This window comes from Streptomyces sp. HNM0645 (assembly GCF_030056615.1).
In the GTDB taxonomy this organism is placed as follows: Bacteria; Actinomycetota; Actinomycetes; order Streptomycetales; family Streptomycetaceae; genus Streptomyces; species Streptomyces marianii.
Map to the genome: position 1 here is coordinate 1 of NZ_JASHLT010000041.1, position 20725 is coordinate 20725.

Consider the following 20725-nt stretch of genomic DNA (forward strand, 5'->3'; position numbering starts at 1 on the left):
ACACCAACGGGCTCTTGCGCCAGTACTTCCCGAAAGGCACCGATCTCTCGAGATGGTCCGCCGAGGAAATCGAGGCCGTCGCTCACACTCTCAACAGCAGACCCCGTAAGACGCTCGGTTGGAAGACACCCGCCGAGGCGTTCAACGAGCAGCTACAGTTGCTTCAACAAGCTGGTGTTGCAACGACCGGTTGAATCCGGTCTGTGTCGTTGCCCATGAGCGGGCTGAGACAGAACACCGGACGCGCGAGGTCCTCGAAGCCCTCGTCGCCGGGGCTGCGGTCGTACGGGTGGCAGTGCGGCCAGGCCGCGGCGGTCCGGGCGGCCCCCGCCGGCTCGGCCCCGTCGTCGGTTCCGAACAGCAACCGCCGGTCTTCGGTCCGCTGAAAGGCGAGGACCCCGGTCGGACAGACGGGTTCGCAGGTCGGGGGCGGGCATGCGGCGGCTCCTCGGACGTGTGGGCCGGGCTCAGGAGACGACGGACGCGGTGAGGTCGGGCGTGCCCCGGCGCCACAGGGCGAGACGGTCGCGGATGCCCACGGTGTGCGGGTCCGTCGACCCGAAAGCCCGGACCGCGTCCGCGAGCACCGCTTCGCCTGTCCGGTTGCTGTGCGTACGAACGGCTGCGGGCCCGGCCGCGTCGCCGGTGGCCGCGGGTGAGTCGGCGGACCATGATGCCGATCATCGCCCAGCGGATCACGGTCTCGGACCGGGCCGGAATGGTCTCGTAGTCCCGGGCGAGGCGGCGGTGGGCGGTGAGCCAGGAGAAGGTGCGCTCGATCGCCCACCGCTTGGGTTGGACCCGGAAGCCGCGCTGCTCAGGTCCTTGCGGACGATCTCCAGCTCACGGCTCAGGATGGCGGCCGTCCAGCCGACCAGACGCCCGACGAAGCCCTGGTCCGCCCAGATCTTCTTCACCCCCGGGGTAGTCGAGGCGGGTCCACAGCAACGGGCACCGCACGCCGTCGCGGTCCTGGACACTCGCGGCGACAACGTGGACGGCCATGAGCAGGCCGAGGGTGTCGGTGACGATGAACCGCTTGCGGCTCTTGACCTTCTGAGAGCGGCCAGTGCCGTCAGGGTGCGGGCGCGGAGGCGGGGTGTGTGAGGCGCGGGGGCTGCCTTCCTGGCGCGGTGGGTCGGGCGGGTCCACCCCGGGGCCGCCGCCTCGGTCGGCGGCGGCCGGCTCAGCGGGAGCAGCGGGCCGGGGTCCTGTGACCCTCGGGTGGACGCTCCGCCGATGAGGCCCCAAAGAAGCGGGGCGGGTGAAGCCGACGTGCGTGGCGGGGCCGGTGTGGTGTCAGTGTGCGTCGGAGAAGTTGTGCACTCCCCACCAGCCTGAGTCGTCGTGGTAGATGCCCACGCCGACCTCGGTGAACGATGTGCTGGTCTGGCCCTTGTAGTGGCCGGGGCTGTGGCGCCACATCGCCTGGAACTTCTCCGCGGCTTCCTGGGCGGTCATCGACTCGTCGCTCCACCAGACGATGTTCTCGCCTATCCAGGTGCGCCCGCCGGTGACCAGGTATTGCGTGTCGGAGCTGCTGGAGTGGCCGAATCCGGAGGTGCGCATGTGCCGGGCCCAGGTGCGGGCGAAGTCGCTCAGGTCCGCTCGCAGGGTCAGCGGGGGCAGACCGACCGTCGCGCGCTCGGCATTGAGCAACCTCAGTGACATCGCCTCCGCGTCGCTGGTGCTCTGCGACGCCGAGCGGGGACCTGGAATGGTGGGGTCGGGGCCGACCGGGCCGCCCTTGGGCGACGCGGGTTTCGACGACGTGGTCTTCGCGGGGGCAGGAGCCGCGGGAGGCGAGGAACGTATCAGGCTGTCCCGGCTGCGGGTCGGCTTGGATGCCGTGCCGGAGGACGGCGAGGCGGACGGGACCGGGGAGGCGGAGGGGGACGCCGACAGGGAGGGGGAGGCTGTGAGGCTCGGTGTAGCGCGGTCCAACTTGGCGGCGGGGGTCGGCGTGGAGGCCGCGGCCACCTCGTCCGGGTCCGGCGGCCCCATGAGCACGATCGTGCCGGCCACCAGTCCCGCGACGGCAGCGGTGCCGGACAGGGCCGCAACCGTTCCTCCCCACCCTCGCGGGCGGCGGTGGCGGCGCTGGTCCGGGCGGTGTCCCCGCCGGGATTCCTCGTGTCGGGGCTCGTCCGCGCGGGTGGGTGACTCGTTGTGCAGGGGCATTGCGTCGCTCCGTCATGGTTCGGGTCTGCCGGCCTGATGTCCGACGTCTGGGAGAGCGGTGGCACCCGCCGGGACAACGCTTTTGTCGAAAAGAATTCCGCCATCGGCCTCATGGCCGCCCTCTCACCCGCCGGTACGGGCAATCCCCGCGGCAGACCGGGGGACTGCTCGACCGGTTGGTGACCACGCGCGCGGAGGCAGGGCAGGATGATCGGGAGCGCGACGCGGACTCGTGGCCAAGAGCCAGGCTGAGCGCAACAAGCAGAGCACGTCCGTCTTCTACACCGCGCCCTCACGGGACAGGCGGGTACGCCTGAGGCCGAGGCGCAGCCCGAGGCAGCCGACGGTGGGAAGCCTGCACGAGGGTGACGCTGCCCGACGCGCTGTCACCCCAGGCCCCGGGTGCAGCATTCGAGGCGGATGATCCGGCCGGCCGGCGGCAAGAGCCCGCGCTCAGGATCCAACCGCCCCCGGCGGTGCCGCGGGCGTGGGCGGACGGCGGTGTCAGGGCCGCGACTGCGAAACCCTGCCTACCCACTCCGAAGCCGTGATCCACCTCGCCATGACCGACCTCATGGCCCGCCGCCTCACCGGCGAGGACACCATCTCCCGGCGCGACCCAGAAATGACCGCCAATCAACTCATCCCGAGATGAAACATCGGACGAGAACGACCTCTCAGGCACACCCACTCGTTTTCGGCCTCGACCAAATCTTTCGGTGAGCAACTCCGGATGCGTGCATCCAGGACGGAGGACGGCTGTGCACAATCCGTTCGCCCCCCTCGGCATCCCTCTGGGGCCCATGCACAACCCTGGCGCCGCCGTCGCGATCTCACGGCTCTCGGACCGGCTCGGTGGCCAGCGCCCCGCCCTCGTGCTCTACCGCCGTTACGCTGAGACAGGCTGGCATCTTCCCAGCGCGAGCCCGGCGTACCCCGTCACGTCCCAAGCCACGCTGGAGGGCGACACATACAGGCTCCGGATACGGCGGAACGCCCGGCCGAGGAAGACTCGGCCGGGCGTCCCGGATGAAGGGCTACAGCTCCGCGGTCAGAGCTCGCCGCGGCGTTCGAGCTGATTCACCGCGTTCTCACGGATGACCTCGTTCTCGTCGTCGCGCAAGCCCTCGAGGGCTTCCCGGGCCTCCGGGCCGGGAATGCCGCCGAGCGCCCAGATCGCCTTCACCGCGAGCGCCCGGTTCTCGTCCCAGTCCAGGTACTCGGGAATCCAGCGAGCCGCCTCGCGCAGCGCCGGCACCGTCCTGGGCGAACGGAGCTTGCCCAGCATGCGCACGACGTCCTCGTGGCGAGTGTGCCAGTCGGCACGGGACAGCTCGATCAACGGCTCCAGGAACTCCTCGCCCGAGGCGCCGGCGGCAGCCTTGACGATCAACGCCATCGCGACGTCGTCGGCGTCCCGGCGGTCCATGGCGTCCCGGAGCAGCCGGAGCGCCAGGACCCCACCGTCGGACTCGCCGAAGTGGGCGAGCACCTCGTCCAGCGTGCGCGTCCGGCCTTTACCCGGTACGAGCACCAGGCCCATGACCAGATCCCGCTCCTCAGGAGTCATCGCCTGACCACCTCCCATGCGGTGAGTGCCGACGTGGTGGGGCGGCATGCCGCGATCTTGGTCGAAGGACCACCTTACGCCGGGAGAGTCCGTGAGGTGCGGGCGGCGCGGCGCTCCTCGGGTGTCCGGCGGGGCGGTAGTCATGGACCTGCGCGTGGGGCCGGTGCTGCGCCCGGACGGATCGGTGGCCTGGGGCGTCTGGGCAGCCCGTCGTCGCGGCACAGAAGCTGACGAGGAGGGCTGGCGATCCTGGACGCTCTGTTCACCCAGTCACCGGTGGGTCTTGTGGTGGTGGACTCGGACCTGCGCGTCCTGCGCGTCCTGCGCGTCAACACCGCCTCCGAAGGCATGCGCGGCGCTCCTGTCGAGCAACTGCTCGGCCGACCGGTGACCTGGCCGACCCCGACGGAGTGAAGGCGGACGGTCCGCGCGGTGCTCGTCAGCGGTATGCCGGTCCTCGACCGGCTCGTGCACGGCGGTCCCTCGGCCGGTACCGGCCGTGGGACCGCCGGTCCTCCCCGCCAGGCCGAACATCACTGGCCGCCGGAGCGGCGCGGTGCTGTCATGGGGAGGGAAGACGGCGTGGACGAGCATGGCAGGGCCGCGGAGGCTGACGCGCCGCATCGTCCGCCCGGGCGGTCCGACGGCGGCTGCCCCCGTCGCAAAGCGGAGGAGGCCGATGCCATGCTGCACCGCCGCACGGTCGACGACGTGATGACCGAGGAGGTCGTCACCCTCCGCCCCGACACACCGATCCAGGAGGTCGCCACCCTGCTGGACGCGAACGACATCGTCGCGGCCCCGGTCGTTGACGACGACGGCGCGCCCATCGGCGTCGTGTCCGCGTCCGACGTGCTGCGGCACGAGACCGGCATGCCCGATCCGCAGGGGCAGCACGGGAACGACGAGCGCGCCTGGGGCAAGGCCCGGGCCCGGACCGCGGGCGCGCTCATGAGCAGCCCCGTCTTCACCGCCCGCGCGGACTGGACGATCCCCCGGGACGCGCGGGAACTCCGCAGGCGGCACGTCAAGCAACTGCCAGTGGTCGGTGACGACGGGCTCCTCACCGGCATCGTCAGCCGCAGCGACCTGCTCGACGCCTTCATCCGCTCTGACGTCGAGATCCGCAGCGAGGTCGAGCAGGACGTCCTGGGACGCATCCTCGGCCTGGACGAAGGCACCGTCGCGGTCGAGGTCCACGACGGGGTCGTCACCCTGCGAGGCCACGTTCCGGAACCGCGTCTCGTCCCAGTGGTCGTGGGTCTCTGCCAGGGTGTCGACGGCGTCGTCTCCGTGGACGCCCACCTCGCCGCCACCCGATAGGGCTAGCGAGCCCTGTCGTCAAACTCCCGCCCCTCCGGGCCTGCCCCCTCGGGAGACTGGCGGCCTCGCACGGCCGCGTTTCGCCACGGAAGCAGATCACGTGGAGTGACGATATCGGTACGCCTTCGACTTGTCCGCGGCCCTGGTGAGTGCCCATGCGCAGTCGTGTTTGGCATGCCTCGGCTCGGTCCGGCGGCGACATGGGGGCCGGGCTGTTCGTATGCGTTCCGTTCCCGGGAACAGTGGCAGGGGCGAAGCCCGTGCAGTTCGCCCTTGCCGTCGGCGAGGCCCGTTTGGCGCGCACAGGCGTCAACAGGCTCCTGGGATCACCCCGGAGACTTCGGAACAGTGCCGCCAAGCCTGAAACCAGAGCAAGCGCGCCGCTGACCGCTCTCCTGCCCCTCGGTCGGGGCCATGGAGATGGTGTAAGAGCGCGACCTGATCCAGGAGTTGGCTCCCGTGTCGGGGCATGCTGAGCCGGCTCCTTGCCGCGGTCCCAGGTCAGTGCGCGGCGGAGTTTCCCGGGCGACCTGATGATTGCTCCGGCGGTGCGTCCCTGACGCTCTCGGCGCTGCGCCGCCGGGTCTCCCTGGCTCCGTCTACGAGTCGTGACGGCGGTTGTGCATGGGTTCGGGAGGCACCCGTTTCCACAGTCGGGTGATGTTCACGAATTCTGACGGCGGTGGGGGCTTGCCAGGCCAGGACCGGAGTACTCCTGCGCCGCCGACGACCTGGTGGCGCAGGTACGCCCCGGCTACCGATTCTCGGACCCGAGCGTGTTCTCGAACTCGATTCCGCAACCACGGGCACCCGGCCACCCTCGTCATCCCGTTCTTCGTCGGGGACGGCACGGGCGTCGTACGGACGCAGACGGTGAGCGACACCCCCGACCCGCACGGTGGACGCGGCCCCGACGGTCGCCGCGTTCTACGGGCTGGTCAGGCCCAAGGGTGGCTGGGACGGTACTGCGCGCGCGGACGCGTTCACCGTTCTCCCGGTCCGCTGAGCCGGGAGCCCGGCAAGGGCCGAGGGGTGGAATGCTCCCTTCCGGCGAGGCAGGCTGTACCTATGGGCTCCCGCCTCCGCCCCTCTCTGCGGCCTGGAGCGTCCACTCGACCAGGAGCGGGCGGTCACGGCGGAGTTCCGTTCAGGCTGGGGCAGTGTGTGCCCTTCGCGATCGTGCTGGCCGTGCTGGGCATCGAGTTCTCGCCCGCGCACTATCTGGTCACCGGCCCCGTGCTCACCACGACGCCGGCGCTGGCCGCGCTGACGATGGGGCCGATGGGCACGCTGTCCACGGCAGTCCTTGCTGCGGGTGTGAACGCGGCCTCCGCGACCTACAACCACTCGTGGGGGACACTGACCCAGCTGATCATCGGGAACTTCCTGGGGCTGTTCGTGGTGTCCGTGGCCAGTGTCATCCTGAGCAACGCCATGCGTACGCGCAGGCAGTGCGAGCTCGACCAGGTCCGCCGGATCGCTGTGGCGGCGCAGGAGGTCGTCCTGCGGCCCGTCCCCGAGCGGCTGGGCCCGGTGCGGGCCGCCAGCCTGAGCCTCGCCGCGGGGACAGGCGCGCTGGTCGGCGGTGATCTGTACGAGGCCGTGCAGACCCCGTATGGCGTCCGGCTGATCGTGGGGGACGTGAGGGGCAAGGGGCTGACTGCCATGCGCGCGGTCGCGGTGACCCTGGGCGCGTTCCGGGTGTCCGTGCACTACGAGGACGAGCTGACGGAGGTCATGCACTGCTGCGAGGCCTCGATGCGACGGGAGGCGGCCGTGCCCGGTGCGTACTCCCAGGAAGTCCTGACGGAGGGATTCATCACCGTCCTCATGGCCCAGGTGCCGGACGAACAGGTAGTGCTCGTGGTCAACCGTGGCCATCCGCCTCCGCTGGTGCTGCACCGGGGCAGCGTTCAGGCCCTGATGCCCGACACGCCACTGCCTCCGCTGGGTCTGGAAGACCTCGTGGACGGGCTTACCGCCAAGGCCGAGAGCTTTCCGTTCGTACGCGGCGACCGTCTGCTCCTGTACACCGACGGTGTGATCGAAGCCCGCAATCGCAGCAACGACTTCTTCCCTCTGCCGGAGACCATGGAGGGGATACGGGCGAGCACCACCCCGCGGGAGTTCCTGGAGGAACTGCACCAGGCGTTGATCCGCCATACCGGAGGCCGCTTGACGGACGACGTGGCGATGATCCTCGTCGACAGGCTCGACGAGGACACCGCCGGCAGCGGATACACGTCGAGCACGGCGCGTACAGCCTCCACGCGCCCCACGTACTCGGCGGAGAGGTAGCCGAGGAGCTCTCCTTCCTCGCACCGCGGAGGGCGGACTGCGGAGGCAGGAACGACGGCGGTCTCTTGTGACCATCCACGAGTCTCAAGATCGTCAAGATGCCCGCCCGCAACCAGACCGGAGCCACGACGGTCGAGCCCCGCCAAGCGGTGCGGATCGCCGACCGGTGGCTGCGGGAACACCGTCCCGACCTGCACGCGGCTGACCCCGAATCGTTCCCCGGCCACTACACCCTGCACGCCCTGCGGGGCGACGACACCGTCGGCATGCTTTTGGTCAACACCCGTACCGGCGCGGTCTGGTGCCACACCTGGCACGGACGCTTCATCCAGATGGAAGCCGCGGCGGCGATCGCCAGATCGGTGAGCGGAAGCGGCTCCATACCCAGAAGGGCCCGCAGGGCAGGCAGATAGACACCGGCCACTTGGAGGCTCAGCGCGGCGCCGACGGCAACGAGTAGGAACGGGTTGGCCAGGCTTCCCGGGCGGGCCCGGGAACCGAGTGCCACGCCGAGCTGCGTCACGCCGAAGATCAAGAACATCATGGGCTGCCAGGGGCGGGCCCGTCTCCCGGGCCCAGACCCCGGCGGCAACGGTCGCAGCGGCGACGAGGGCCCCATGAAGAGGAACCGCGGCCACAGGCCGGCACCCAGCACGCTCTCCTCGCCCCGCGCCCCGCGCCCGGACATGGCCGAAACGGGGGTCATCGCCCCGATCGTGGAGGACGCGAGATGAGAGGCCCGACATGATCCGGTACATCCGGCGGGCCGCCGCGCTCTGCCTCGTCCTGCTCATCGCGCTGCTCGTCGACGCGGCGCGGGTGATGGTCCTGGAGGCGGACGAGCTGGACGACAGTCCGGCCAACCGCCGGATCGCCATCACGCGCTGGGGCCAGCCGCGCGGCGAGATCGTGGTGGACGGCCGTCCGGTCACCGGCTCCCGGGACAGCGGACAGTAGCTGCGCTGGGAACGCACGTACACGAAGGGGCCGTTGTACGCACCGGTGACCGGCTACGCCTCGGCGGCCGCGGCCCGGCGGTCGAAGACAGCACCGGCACCAACGCGGCCATCCCCGGCTCCCGCGTCGGCGGCAAGACGGGCACCGCCCAGCACGGCCTGGGCAACACGGGCACCCCGACGCCTGGTTCATCGCCTGGGCCCAGGCCGCCGACTCGGCCCAGCCGGCGGTCGCGGTCGCGGTGGTCGTGGAGGACGCGGACGCGAACCGCACGGACATCAGCGGGGGCGGGGACGCGGCGCCGATCGCGCGGGCGGTGATGGAGGAGGGGTTGCGGCTGGAGGCGGAGGGGCGGGGGCGGTGAGGCGCGCGGGTGACGCCCGCCGCTCGACAGCCTCCGGAAACGGCGGGACGCCCGGCCGAGGAAACTCGGCCGGGCGTCCCGGATGAGGTGCTACGACTCCGCGGTCAGAGCTCGCCGCGGCGTTCGAGCTGCTTCACCGCGTTCTCGCGGATGACCTCGTTCTCGTCGTCGCGCAAGCCCTCGAGGGCCTCCCGGGCCTCCGCGCTGGGAATGGCGCCGAGCGCCCAGATCGCCTTCACCGCGAGCGCCCGGTTCTCGTCCCAGTCCAGGTACTCGGGAATCCAGCGAGCCGCCTCGCGCAGCGCCGGCACCGTCCTGGGCGAACGGAGCTTGCCCAGCATGCGCACGACGTCCTCGTGGCGAGTGTGCCAGTCGGCACGGGACAGCTCGATCAACGGCTCCAGGAACTCCTCGCCCGAGGCGCCGGCGGCAGCCTTGACGATCAACGCCATCGCGACGTCGTCGGCGTCCCGGCGGTCCATGGCGTCCCGGAGCAGCCGGAGCGCCAGGACCCCACCGTCGGACTCGCCGAAGTGGGCGAGCACCTCGTCCAGCGTGCGCGTCCGGCCTTTACCCGGTACGAGCACCAGGCCCATGACCAGATCCCGCTCCTCAGGAGTCATTCCCTGACCACGTCCCATGCGGTGATGTTGTCGTTGAAGAGCTTGAGCGCCTTACCCTTGCCCAGGCCGATGTTGATCTGCTCGCCCTCTTGCTTGAAATGGGCGTGATTCCTGTTCCATCTTTTCACGCCCATGATCGGGGGCATGTTCGGGTACGCCGCCCGGACCATCGGGGACTCGTCCCGCAGCCCGATCGCCGCGAGGGCCGCGGTGGTGCCCGGCTTCACCGTGAACTTGACGAGAACACCGTCGTAGTCCTCCGAGAACCCCTGCGTCGGGGAGGTGAACGTCTCCCCGGTCCCCGACAGACCGCCGCCGTTCTTCAGGGTCTGGTAGTGCTCCTTTGGCATCGCCCGGTAGAAGGTTTCCCCGTCGGAGTCACCACCATCATTGTCGGCCTTGCCGGAGCCGCCACCGCCACTGGATCCACCGTTGCTGCGGGAGGAGCCGCCGGACTTGCCGCCGCCTCCGCCGCCGGAGCTCTTGCCACCACTGGCGACGGGCTTGCGCTGCGGCATGGAGGAGGGCTTGGGCGCCGCCTTGGCCTGTGCCTGCTTCTGGGTGTGGTTACCCGTCTTGCGCTTCGCCGCGGCTGCCGCGTCGGCCTTTCTCTTGGCTGCTTCGGCTGCCTTCTTCTTGGCCCGTTGCGCGGCCTCCTTCTTGGCCTTCTCGATGGCGGCCTTCTTGGCCTTCAAGGCTGCCGCCTCGGCGGCCTTGGCCTTCGCGAGGACCTGCTCGGCGAGCTTCTTCGCCTTCTTGAACGCCTGGATCGCGTCGATCGTGCGGTCGACGGCCTTCAGAACGGACGGGATCTTGCCCAGCTTGGTCCACGGGATGGCCCCGATGATCATGCTGCCGCAGGACCACATGTCACCGCCGAAGCAGGCCATGGCATCGCTGAGGCCGATGAAGTCGCTCAGGATGCCCCAGGCCGCCCCGATGATCACCGACGTCAGCGACTTGCCCATGGTGGCCTGCGCCTGGGCGATCATCGCCGGGGACAGTCCCGCGCCCTTGAGGGCCGCGGACCGCTCGGAGGCGGTCAGGGTGATCGCGAGACCGCTCGGGTCGGAGTACGTGACCGGGTTGTTCTGCGCGTACGCGTACCCGTTGGCCTGCAGGGGGTCGTTCAGGTCGAGCTCAGGGTCAACGGACAGGAAGCGTCCGACCACCGGGTCGTAGAGACGGGCACCCAGCGGCTGGAAGCCGGACGAGTCGTTCCGCGTCTGGCCCAGGAACCCCTTCCCGGTCTGGATGTTCTGCCCTGCCTTGTCGGCACCACGCTGGTTGCCGAAGGGGTCCTGCTTGCGCACCCGCACCGGCATGCCGGTGTAGAGGGCGACCTCCGCGTACACGCTGCCCTGGTGATCCGTGGCGAGCGCGGTGAGCGTCTCGGAGCCCGTGCCGTTGGCGTAACGCAGGATCGCGCCGTCGGGCGCCGAGTAGGTGCGCTCGCTGCGGACCAGGACGCCGCCCTGCTGGACGGTGACCTGCGCCTCGCCCAGGTTCAGCGTCGCCTGCTTGCCCTGGATGGTCAGCAGGCGGCTGCCCTCGGGGCCGTAGATGTGACGGGTGTCGTTCTGCGGCAGCCACTGCTGGGCCGTGGAAGCGGCGTCGCAGGTGGCGAGCACGATCGGCGTCGAGTTCACGTTCGCCGCGCCCTGCACCGCGAGGCACAGGTTTCCGGAGGCGGGGTGGATCAGCTGGCCTGAAGCGTTGCGCTTCAGGTGCTGGGCGCTGGTCCCGTTGCACTTCTGCAGCTGGAGCGTGGAGCCCGCCGTGTTGGCGGCCGGCTGGAGGCACCAGTTGCCGTAGACCTTCAGGGTGCCCAGGTTCGGGTCCGTCTGCGGGGTCTGCGTCGAGCCGGGAACCGGCTCGAACTGCCAGCTCTGCGCCACCGTGCCGTTGCAGGCGTACAGCTGGATCGCCTGGCCGGCGGACGCGACCCCGGACTTCAGGTCGAGGCACTTCTGGCCGAGACCCACGTACGGGGTCTTGCCACCGGTGCCCTGGCCGGTGATCCGGTCCACCTGACCGTCGTAGGTCCAGGTCAGTTCCTGCTTGTCACCGTTCTCGACCGAGGTGATCGACTTGGTCTCACCGGTCAGCTCGTACAGACGCGTGGCCTCGGCCTTGACCTGCTGACCCGCGGGGGTCGTGTAGGTCTTCGACACCTTGGTCAGCGTGTGCGGCTGGCTGCCGTCGGCCTTGCCGTAGGCGTAGGTGCTGACGGCGTCCTTGGCGGTGTTGCCGGAGAGGTCCTTCTCGGTGAGCTTGGTGCGGTTGCCGAGCAGGTCGTACTCGTACTCCTGCCAGTAGCCGGAGCCGTCGGTGCCGGAGACGGCGTTGAGCGTGCCGTCGGTGTTCTTCGGCGTGGTGCAGCCCTGCGTCGCCGGTTCCTTGTTGGTCCAGGCGGACTTCAGCTGACCCATCGGGTCGTAGCTGAAGCACTGACGCTCCTCGATCCCGACGGACTTCTCCTGGATCGTGGTGACGTTGCCGGCCGGGTCGTAGGTGTAGGCCCGGTTCGAGACCAGGTTGCCCCCGACGAGGGTCCTGTCGGCGGTCGTGTCGTTGGGGCCGCCCTTCTCGCGGTGGACCGACTGCTCCTGGAGCTCACCGCTGCTCTCGTCGTACGTGTTCTGCGTCCACACCCGGTACGGCATCGCGCCGAGGGTGGAACGGAGCACCTGGCCGTAAGGCGAGTAGACGGTCTCGGAGCCGTACCAGTCCTTGCCGGAGATCGAGAGCGGCTTGCCGTCCTTGTTGTAGCGGACTATCAGCTTCTCACTGGCGAACTTGCCCACCGCGGGAAGGGTGGTCTCGTTCAGCATGCCGTTGTCGGAGTACACGTAGTCGTACGTGTAGTCCTTGGCGAAGCCCCACGTGTCGACGATGGACTGCGGCAGGGACAGGGTGGTCGAGGTCGGCTGGTAGTCCTTCGTGTAGCCGTTGACCTTCTGCGTGTACGCCAGCGCGTCCGTGTAGCGGGTGGCGGTGGCGGGCATGCCCTTGCCGCCCGGAGCGGTGTCGTAGGTGAGGTCGGTCAGGACCTTGCCGGTGGCGCTGTTCTCACGCGTCTGGATCGGCCGCGACAACTCGTCGTAGCCGTTCCAGACCTTGACGCCACGGGCGTTGGTCGTGGTCAGCGGACGGTCGAGGGAGTCGTACTCGATCCGGGTCGTGCCCTTGTCCGGGTCGGTGGTGGTCTCCAGGCGGCCGCGCTGGTCGTACGTCCAGGTCCACGGGTGCGTCGGGTCCGCCGAGGCGGTCGCCTTCACGGGCTGGCCCTGCGTGTCGTACTCGTAGCGCGTCGACGTGAAGCCGCCGGGGGCCGCCGGGTTGAAGGTGTCCGTGCGGACGGTGCGGCCGGTCGCGTCGGTCCAGACGCGGTAGGCCGAGTCGCCCTGCGGCTGGATGACCTTCGACCAGTCCGGGCCGTACTCGTAGCGGACGGCCTTCTCCGGGACCTCCTGCGAGATGGCCTCGGTCGTGCCCGTGAGCTTGACCTTGAGGACCGGCATCTCCTCGAGCACGCGGCCGAGACCGTCGTACTTGAAACGGGTGATGTTCGGGACGGTGGTGTCCGCCTGCGGGGTGAACAGGTCGCCGCTCGGGGCGTCCTGGTTCAGGTAGGCGTTGTTGGTCTGGTAGATCTCACCGGCGCGGTTGTACAGCGTGTCGGTGATCAGACGGCCGCCGCCGTCCGCCTGCTCCTGGGACTGGCGCTCCCGGCCCAGACCGTCGTAGATCGTGACGGACTTCTCGACCCGGTCCTCGTAACCACGCGCGTACGTGGTGACGTACGGAGGCTTGCGGACCTTGCCGCCGTTGGGGTCGTTCGGGTCGGGCTCCTCCTGCGGGATCGTGTACTCGGCCTTGAAGTCCGGCACGGCGCCCGCGGCCGGGGTGCGGCCCGCGGCCCAGGCCTCGGCGAGACGGCCCAGCGGGTCGAACAGCGCCTCGCTGACGTGCCCGTTGGGGTCCGTGGTCTTGACCGTGGTGGCGCGTCCCGGCTCCAGCTCCTGGATCTGGCTGTGGCCGAGCTCGTTGGTCGTGGTGACCTTGAAGACCTGGCCCGTGGCCGGCCCGATGGGCTCGTAGCTGATCGTGGAGGACTTCGGCGTCAGCATGGTCAGCTGCTCCGGGTCGGTCGTCCGGATCACCCGGCCGATCGAGTCGAAGCCGGTGGTGCCGTTGGTCTGGAAGTCGGTGCCGGTGCCGTTCAGCGACCACGACTCGGTGGCCAGGCCACGGGTGGTGGCGAGGAGCGACGTCTGGTTCGCGTCGAACGCCTGACCGTCGTAGGCCGTACGCTGAGCCCCGCTGAGGGTGGACAGGTTCGTCCAGTTGGCGTTCGCGCACGTCGTCGGCGAGACCAGGACCTGCTTCGACAGACCGATCAGGTTCTTGTCCGTGCGGTGCAGGTAACCGAGCTTGGTGCAGGACTCGTCACCGGTCTTACCGGTGTCACCGAGGCTCTCCACCAGGGTCGGCAGACCGTACGTCGACTCGTAGGTCGTGTTGGTCTCGACCGTCCGCAGCGTGCGCGTGTCGTCACCCGCACCCGAGGACTTCGTGTACGCGATCTCCTCGGGCTCCGTGACCCGCCACGCCTGCAGCGGCTTGAGCCCGTCGCCGAGGTCGCGGCTGGCGAGCTCGGTCGCCTCGGGGATGGTGATGCTGCGGGTCAGCCAGTTGGTGTCCGCGTCCGTCGCGTTGGAGTAGGAGAGCTCCTCGGCGATGCGGCCGGCGAAGGCGTCACGGTCGTACACGGGCTGGCCGTTGTACGTGATCGTGTTGCCGTGGACGTCCTTCATGGGGACGGTGTCGCCCATGCCGCGGTAGAAGCGGGTGACGGCCTTGGTCTTCGGGCCGTCGACGCCGGGGATCTCCTCGGCGGGGCTGGTGCCCTCACCACTGTCGGCCGTGGCCTTGCGCTCGCCCGTGGTGACCGTGGTCTGCTCGAAGCCGGCGAACTGCGAGTAGGTCCGGGTGGACTTCTTCGTGAACTCGGCCTCGGCCAGCTTCCAGCCGGCGTTCTTGTAGTCGTACGCCGTCAGCGTCGAGTACGAACCGTCGACGTTCGGCAGCTCCTCGATCGTGTCGACGACGTACTTGTTGAACCAGTCGATGTCCTCGATCTCGGCGTCCGGGTGCCAGAACACCGGGTAGCAGAGACGGGTGTTGGACTTCAGCGCGGCGGTCTCGGTCTTGCCCGGCAGGTTCGTGCTGTCCTGGCACGCGGTCTCGCGGGGCTTGTAGGTGACGACCGTCTCGCCGCCGTACTCGTTGACGACACGCGCGATGCGCAGACGCGAGAAGCCGGGTCGCGGATCCGTCGCGGCGCTGCCGCGGTAAACGCGGTTGGGCATGTCGTCGGAGTTCGACTCGAACCGCACCGCGTTCAGCTTCACCGAGGCGTCGGTGGAACCCTTGCGGGCGTAGCCGGTGCGCTGGATCGACTCCAGCCAGAGCGCGGTGTTGGCGCCGGTCTTCAGGACCGGGAAGCTCTGCTTGAGCTGGTACTCGTCGACGACCTGGCGCGCGGTGGTGTCGGTACGGCGCTGCGCCGAGGTGGTGATCTTGGCCAGGCGCTTGCGGGTCCAGAACGTCGGGCCGGCGTTCCAGCACTTGCGGGTGTACGTCGAGGTGACGGCCTTGCAGTTCAGGTCGGCCGGGGTGTCGTACCAGATGCGGTACTTGCCCGGGTCCTTGTCCGTGAACTCCGCTTCCGAGCAGGTCAGGCCGGCCTCGGGGTAGCAGCGCTCGGCGACGGTGAAGCCGACGCGGGCCGGGGCCGTCGCGGAGAAGATCGATTCCTTGCGCTGGCCGTAGTAGATGTGCGACAGGTAGCCGCCGCGGTGGTACTTGACCGGGCCCTTGAAGTAGAAGTTCTTCGCGTAGTAGTTCTCCTCGCGCTCCCAGAAGAGGGACATGGCGTTGCCATGGATGTCCTCGACGTAGTCGAGGTTCCACCGCCAGGCCTGGAGGCAGGAGGAGCTCTTCCAGTTGGTGGTCCCCGCGCCCGCGTAGCAGGGCTCCCCCGAGTGGTTGCCGTACACCGGCACCGAGAGGACGGAGTCGGTGTACGGGTCGTCGGCGGCGGTGCCGTTGTCCGACCAGCCCGGGAGCTTGTTCAGACCGAAGTGGTAGCGGGTGCCGTCCTTGGTCGTGACGACCCAGTACTCGCCGTCCGCGTCCTTCAGTACGCCCGAACGCGGGTCCTTGGACGTGTCCTTGAGCCGCTCGATCTTCGAGCCGTCACCGTTGGCGGTGAACCACTGACCGACGGGCTTCCCGTCGGTGCCGAGCGGGCCCTTGTCCTTGTCCCAGACCAGCTCGGTGGTCATGCCGCCCAGTGAGAGGGTGGCGTTCTCCGAGCCCCAGCACAGGTCGGCGGTCTTGTGGTCGGTGTTGTTCGCCCCGGCCCGCTTGGAGTCCTGGCGGCAGTTGTTGTACGACCGGGTGATCGAGCCCGCGTTGTAGTCCCAGCCGTCGCCGATCCAGGAGGCCTGGTTGTTCGACGCCGAGGTGCGGCCGTCGACCGTCTGCGAGTTGTACGACAGGGCGACCTTCGGCATCAGACCGCCGGCGGTCTCCGGGACCTGCACCTGGTACGAGTAGGTGAAAGCACCGTTCGACGAACCCGCCGCCCAGGAGCCGGAGGACAGCAGCGGCGAGGCGGTGAAGTCACCGGACGCCGAGGAGCCGGTGTCCATCGCGCCGACGACCTGGCGGCCCGAGGCGCCCACGTTCGACGAGAAGGCGGCCTTGCGCGCGGAGGCGCCCGAGACCTTCGATGACCCGTCCTCGTCCGGCAGCAGGTTCGCGACCGGAACCGTGCCGGAGAGGATCTGGCGGGTCGCGGCGTTCTTGGTCTTGCCGGACGTCGCCTTCAGCTTGGTCTTGGCCGCCGGCACCTCCTTGACGGTGCTGCGCAGCCGCTCGACCTCGACGTCCGGCTCGTCCCCGACCGACATGGTCTGGATGCCCGTGTCCGGCGCACAGTCGCCGGTCTCCGGGGAGTCGATGACGCAGCTGGGCAGCAGGACGAGACCGAAGCGCTCGGCGGCAAGCTGACCGTAGCGGTCCTCGAAGGCGGTCGTGTCGACGTCGACGACCACCCGCGCCGTCGGGTCCGCCGTCACCGGCGGCACGATCTCCATGATCATGCCGGGCACGCCGGTGTCCTCGGACGTGGTCGTCGCCTTGACGGCGACCTGCCAGTCACCGGCGATGGTCGCCGGGTCCTGACCCACTGGCACACCGACACCGACCGGCAGGAGCGCCTGGGTGGTCGTGTTCTTGACCTGGACCGTGGTGCCCGGCGTGGCCGTCGACGGGTCCGCCTGGCCGGCATCCGCCGCCCAGGGGTCCGTGGCGACCGGTGCGTAGGCCGTGATCGGGTTCTCCGGCGCCGTGCTCAGCGTCTTCGGAGCCTGCGCGTTGTCGGCGAGCGTGGTGCTCGGCGGAATGTCGGGGAGGTCGACCTCAGAGGTCGTCTCCTCACGGGACATCCCGTCGCCGGGCACCGCCAGGGCCTGCGAGCCCAGACTCGTCACCGTCAATATCGATGACAACAAAAGGACGGTCGCCGTGCGGCTTCGCCGACGGCGCCGTCGTTGTGACTCTGTCATGGCCAGGCGTCCCCGCCCCAGCCATGACAGTGGACCTGAAGCACGCATGCGCGTCGACTCCCACCCAGACGAACAAGACAACGGAGGTGCGGAAACACCAAAGAGCACGCGTCTGCATCAGGCGCGTGCGTGCGCACTCTCTGTCATGAGCGCCACATGCTTCAAGATCGGGGCAGGGGCGCGGACCGCCGCTCTCGTGAGTTGCCTCACGCGATATAACCGCACAGATCAGCAGATCAGATGATCTCTCAGGTTAAGCGGCGGGATTTTCTTGATCCATGCCATAACAGGTGATCAAAAGCCGCAGATACAACGCTGGTGACCGAACATCAGGCACTCACCCACTCCGCATAACATGTTTACAACACTCTTACATGTAGACGGATCATGTTGATCGTGTGATCGTGTGCGCGCCTTGTGTCCCGCGGCCTGCCGTCGGGGGCTGCCTGTGCTGTCCTGTCCGCCTGGTCCACACGGGAGTAGACCGCCGTGCCCGCGCCGCCTCGTTTCCTCAGCCCATTCGTGCGCACACGCACCAGGCTGAGTCTCACTCTCGGCCTCGTCCTGGCCGCACTCACCACAGCCCTGCTGCCCTGGTGGCAGCCCGATGCCCCGCCAACCGCGCAAGGGGGCGGGACGACCGACGCGAGACCGGCGAAGGTCGGCCCGCGCGACGAGGCCGCCGCAGCAGCGGAAGCCCGGCGTACCGGTAAGAAGGTGCTCGTCGACACGGCGACCACCGCGAACCAGCTCATCTGGGCACTGCCGAACGGCAAGATGCGCACCCAGATCGACGCCCAGCCGCAGCGTGCGAAGAACGCCCAGGGCAAGTGGGCGCCGATCGACACCACGCTGCGCCGGACGAAGGGTGCCGGTTCGCTGAGCATCCGTCCGGTGAACGCGGTCGTGCCGGTGCGTTTCGCCGGCGGTACCCGGTCCGCGGACCGCGCCGACCGTTCGTACGTCCGCGCCCCGCTGGCCGGCGAGACCGTCCTCGCCGAGGTCGACCTGAACGGCCACACCGTCGCGTACACCTGGCCGGGCACCCTGCCCGAGCCGGTGCTCGACGGCCCGCGCGCCCTCTACCCCGAGGTGTTCCCGGGTGTCGACCTGCTGCTGGTCGTGCGCGCCGAGGGCGGCTTCGGCCAGCTCCTCATCGTCAAGGACGAGCAGGCCGCGCAGAACAAGGACCTCGCGACCGTCTCGTACGGGCTGCGCTCGAAGACGGCCGTGTTCCGGCAGGACACGAAGGCCAACCGGATCCAGGTCCTCGGCAAGGACGGCAAGGAGGCCGGCAGCATCCCGACCCCGTTCGCCTGGGACTCGGCCGGCCGCGACCCCGAGCTGCCCCCGGGCACGCCGCAGCGCACCTCCGTGGCCACCACGGCCGACGTGCTGAAGCTGTCGGGCCTGACGGGCATCGAGCCGGGCGCGAAGTCCGCCCAGCTCCCCATCGTCCTCGAGGGTGACGGCACCGGCTCCGCGACGCTGAACCTGGACGTCGCGGCCACGGGCCTGCTCACCGACAAGGACACGAAGTTCCCGCTCTTCATCGACCCGCCGCTCAACAGCGACTGGCTCGCCTGGACCGTGGCGTACAAGAAGTACCCGAACTCCAGCTTCTGGAACGGTACGAACTTCTCCTCCGGCACCTCCGACGCCCGCGTGGGCTACGAGAGCGACACCGGCGGTCTGGCCCGCTCCTTCTGGCGGATGAGGTTCTCCACCAGCTACGAGGGCGCCAAGTTCGACTGGGCCACGTTCAAGATCGTGAACAACCACTCCTGGTCCTGCACCGCCCGTCAGATGGAGTTCTGGCTGACGGGCGGCATCTCCTCGGGTACGACGTGGAACGCGCAGCCGAGCTGGTCGAGGGTGCTGCACAAGAAGTCCTTCGCGCACGGCTGGTCCTCGTCCTGCCCGGACGCGTGGGAGTCGTTCACCGTGACCTCGGCGGCCCAGGAGGCCGCCGACAAGGGCTGGTCGAACATCACCCTCGGCATGCGGGCCACGTCCGAGACCGACACCCAGACCTGGCGCAAGTTCGCCGCGACCGGTGCCCGGATCGAAGGCGAGTTCAACCGCCCGCCGAACCAGCCGACCTCCGGCACGTCCTCGCCGGGCGGTGCGTGCGTGCCGGGCCCGACCGCCAGCACGCTGATCGGCCGTACGACCATCACGCTGAAGGCCAAGGGCTCCGACCCGGACGGCGCTCCGCCGAAGCTGCGCTTCCGCTTCTGGAAGGACGGCAGCACCACCAAGAAGGAGTACGTCGCCACCCCGACCTCCACGGGCTACGGCCAGATGGTCATCGAGGCCACCGATCCGCTGCTGACGGGCCTCACGGCGAACACGCTGTTCAAGTGGGACGTACGGTCCGAGGACTCGACGTACCCGAACGCGGGCTCCACCTCGTCCTTCTTCCCGAACGGCAGCGAGCCGTGCCAGATCACCGTCGACCCGATCGCCCCGCCGCAGCCGGACATCACCAGCACGGTGTTCACCGAGGCCACCGACGACGGCAAGACGTGGGCGACGGTGAACTTCGGCAAGCCCGGTGACTTCACCTTCACCGCCGCCGGCGCCTCCAAGTTCCGTTACGCCTTCGAGGGCAACGGCTACGTCGACGCGCCGACCCCGGTCAACGGCAAGGTCACCCTCACGAACGTCACCCCGCCGCACGCGGGACCGGTGACGATCACCGTCTACGCCTACGACGTCAACGGCAACCAGAGCATTCGCGGCGACTACAAGTTCTACCTGCCCCCGCGTGACGCCGCCGACGGACCGATGGACACGGGTGGCGACAACATCCCCGACCTGCTCGTCCTCTACGCGGACGGCAGGCTGCGGAACTGCGTCGGCGCCCCCGCCGACCCGACCGTCCCCGGCACCGGCGGTGAGCTCTACAACTGCCTGTCCGGCTCGTACGTCACCGCCGGCAAGAAGGTCGACCCGGCGAACCACTGGATCAACACCGCGGGCACGCCGTCGCTGATCGCGCACTACAACGACATCTACCCGGGCGACGGGTCAACCGACCTGTTCGCCGTCACCCCGGACAAGCAGTTCTGGCTCTACCCGGGCGACGGCTACGGCACCTTCAACGTCGACCAGCGCATGAAGATCCGGCTGCCGTCCAACGCCCCGGCGCCGTCCACGTGGACGCAGATGAAGGCGATCGGCGACATCACGGGTGACAAGCACCCGGACATCGCCCTGCGCGCGGGCACCGCGTTCTGGATCCTCTCCGGCTACACCGGCGGCAGCTTCCAGTCCGCCACGCTCATGGAGGGCACCGCCTGGGCCACCACCGCTCGCGACATCGTCAACATCGCGGACATGAACAAGGACAACACGCCCGACCTGCTGTGGCGGAACGTGTCCAACGGCAACATGTACGTCCGCCACGGCAAGCCCGGCGCGGTCGCCGGCAGCGTCGACCTCGAGTCGATCAAGCTGGCGGCCAACTCGGTCAACGGCGACGTCCGGTTCGGCACGAACTGGACCGCGACCAACATCACGGCCGTGATCGGTATCCCGGACGTCAACAAGGACGGCGTCCCGGACATGTGGGCCCGCGAAGGCGCCACAGGCAACATGAAGCTGTACAACCCGTCCACCACCGACACCAACGCCCCGGTCAAGACGGTCCTGTCCACCGACTGGAGCACTGTCAAGGCGTTCGGCTGATCCCGGCCGCCCGCTGACGACACCGAGCCCCCGGCACCACTCGGCGCCGGGGGCTCACCCCATCTCACGTACGGCC

The 20725-nt window shown here is 69.3% G+C and carries 10 protein-coding genes and 4 pseudogenes; 8 read left to right on the plus strand and 6 right to left on the minus strand.

Annotated features, from left to right (window positions below; all coding sequences use genetic code 11):
• On the plus strand, positions 1–194 hold a 194-nt coding region (locus QMZ92_RS25275), incomplete at its 5' end, for a transposase (protein WP_502962034.1).
• 487 nt (positions 195–681) lie between these two features.
• Here the strand turns inward: QMZ92_RS25275 and QMZ92_RS36505 are convergent.
• Positions 682–819: pseudogene (locus QMZ92_RS36505) on the minus strand (transposase); the annotation flags it as partial.
• A 480-nt stretch (positions 820–1299) separates the two neighbouring features.
• Positions 1300–2181 carry a CAP domain-containing protein gene (locus tag QMZ92_RS25280; protein ID WP_283299776.1) on the minus strand — a complete coding sequence of 294 codons (882 nt, stop codon included), beginning with the start codon at positions 2179–2181 and terminating at the stop codon, positions 1300–1302.
• Positions 2182–2692: 511 nt separating this feature from the next.
• Between QMZ92_RS25280 and QMZ92_RS36105 the strand changes: the two are divergent.
• Positions 2693–2836 (plus strand): annotated as a pseudogene (locus QMZ92_RS36105) (IS5 family transposase); the annotation flags it as partial.
• 396 nt (positions 2837–3232) lie between these two features.
• Here QMZ92_RS36105 and QMZ92_RS25285 read toward each other — a convergent pair.
• Entirely contained in the window at positions 3233–3751 is a 519-nt protein-coding gene (locus tag QMZ92_RS25285) for a HEAT repeat domain-containing protein (RefSeq protein ID WP_283299777.1), read from the minus strand.
• Positions 3752–4009: 258 nt separating this feature from the next.
• Here QMZ92_RS25285 and QMZ92_RS25290 point away from each other — a divergent pair, with 258 nt between their 5' ends.
• From QMZ92_RS25290 to QMZ92_RS25300, 3 genes are all read left to right on the plus strand, one after another.
• Positions 4010–4165, plus strand: a complete 156-nt coding sequence (locus QMZ92_RS25290) for a PAS domain-containing protein (RefSeq protein ID WP_283299822.1) — start codon at positions 4010–4012, stop codon at positions 4163–4165.
• A 270-nt stretch (positions 4166–4435) separates the two neighbouring features.
• Entirely contained in the window at positions 4436–5074 is a 639-nt protein-coding gene (locus QMZ92_RS25295) for a CBS domain-containing protein (RefSeq protein ID WP_283299778.1), read from the plus strand.
• Between the two features lie 1164 nt (positions 5075–6238).
• Positions 6239–7372, plus strand: a complete 1134-nt coding sequence (locus QMZ92_RS25300; RefSeq protein ID WP_283299779.1) for a PP2C family protein-serine/threonine phosphatase — start codon at positions 6239–6241, stop codon at positions 7370–7372.
• A gap of 226 nt (positions 7373–7598) precedes the next feature.
• Here the strand turns inward: QMZ92_RS25300 and QMZ92_RS25305 are convergent, their stop codons facing one another.
• A complete protein-coding gene (locus QMZ92_RS25305; RefSeq protein WP_349307763.1) occupies positions 7599–8078 on the minus strand; it encodes a cation transporting ATPase C-terminal domain-containing protein in 480 nt (159 codons plus the stop codon).
• Between the two features lie 38 nt (positions 8079–8116).
• On the opposite strand from QMZ92_RS25305, the pseudogene QMZ92_RS25310 reads away from it, so the two are divergent.
• A pseudogene (locus QMZ92_RS25310) lies at positions 8117–8392 on the plus strand (penicillin-binding protein 2); the annotation flags it as partial.
• 14 nt (positions 8393–8406) lie between these two features.
• A pseudogene (locus QMZ92_RS36510) lies at positions 8407–8693 on the plus strand (penicillin-binding transpeptidase domain-containing protein); the annotation flags it as partial.
• A gap of 104 nt (positions 8694–8797) precedes the next feature.
• On the opposite strand, the gene QMZ92_RS25315 reads toward QMZ92_RS36510, so the two are convergent.
• Together QMZ92_RS25315 and QMZ92_RS25320 are read right to left on the minus strand one after the other, a co-directional pair.
• Positions 8798–9334, minus strand: coding sequence for a HEAT repeat domain-containing protein (locus QMZ92_RS25315; RefSeq protein WP_283299781.1), 537 nt, complete (start codon positions 9332–9334; stop codon positions 8798–8800).
• Complete coding sequence (locus tag QMZ92_RS25320) at positions 9313–16836, minus strand: ricin-type beta-trefoil lectin domain protein (RefSeq protein ID WP_283299824.1); 7524 nt, start codon at positions 16834–16836, stop codon at positions 9313–9315. Before QMZ92_RS25320 ends, QMZ92_RS25315 begins: the two co-directional genes overlap by 22 nt.
• Positions 16837–17733: 897 nt before the next feature.
• On the opposite strand from QMZ92_RS25320, the gene QMZ92_RS25325 reads away from it, so the two are divergent.
• Positions 17734–20649, plus strand: coding sequence for a DNRLRE domain-containing protein (locus QMZ92_RS25325; protein WP_283299825.1), 2916 nt, complete (start codon positions 17734–17736; stop codon positions 20647–20649).
• Positions 20650–20725: the final 76 nt, after the last annotated feature.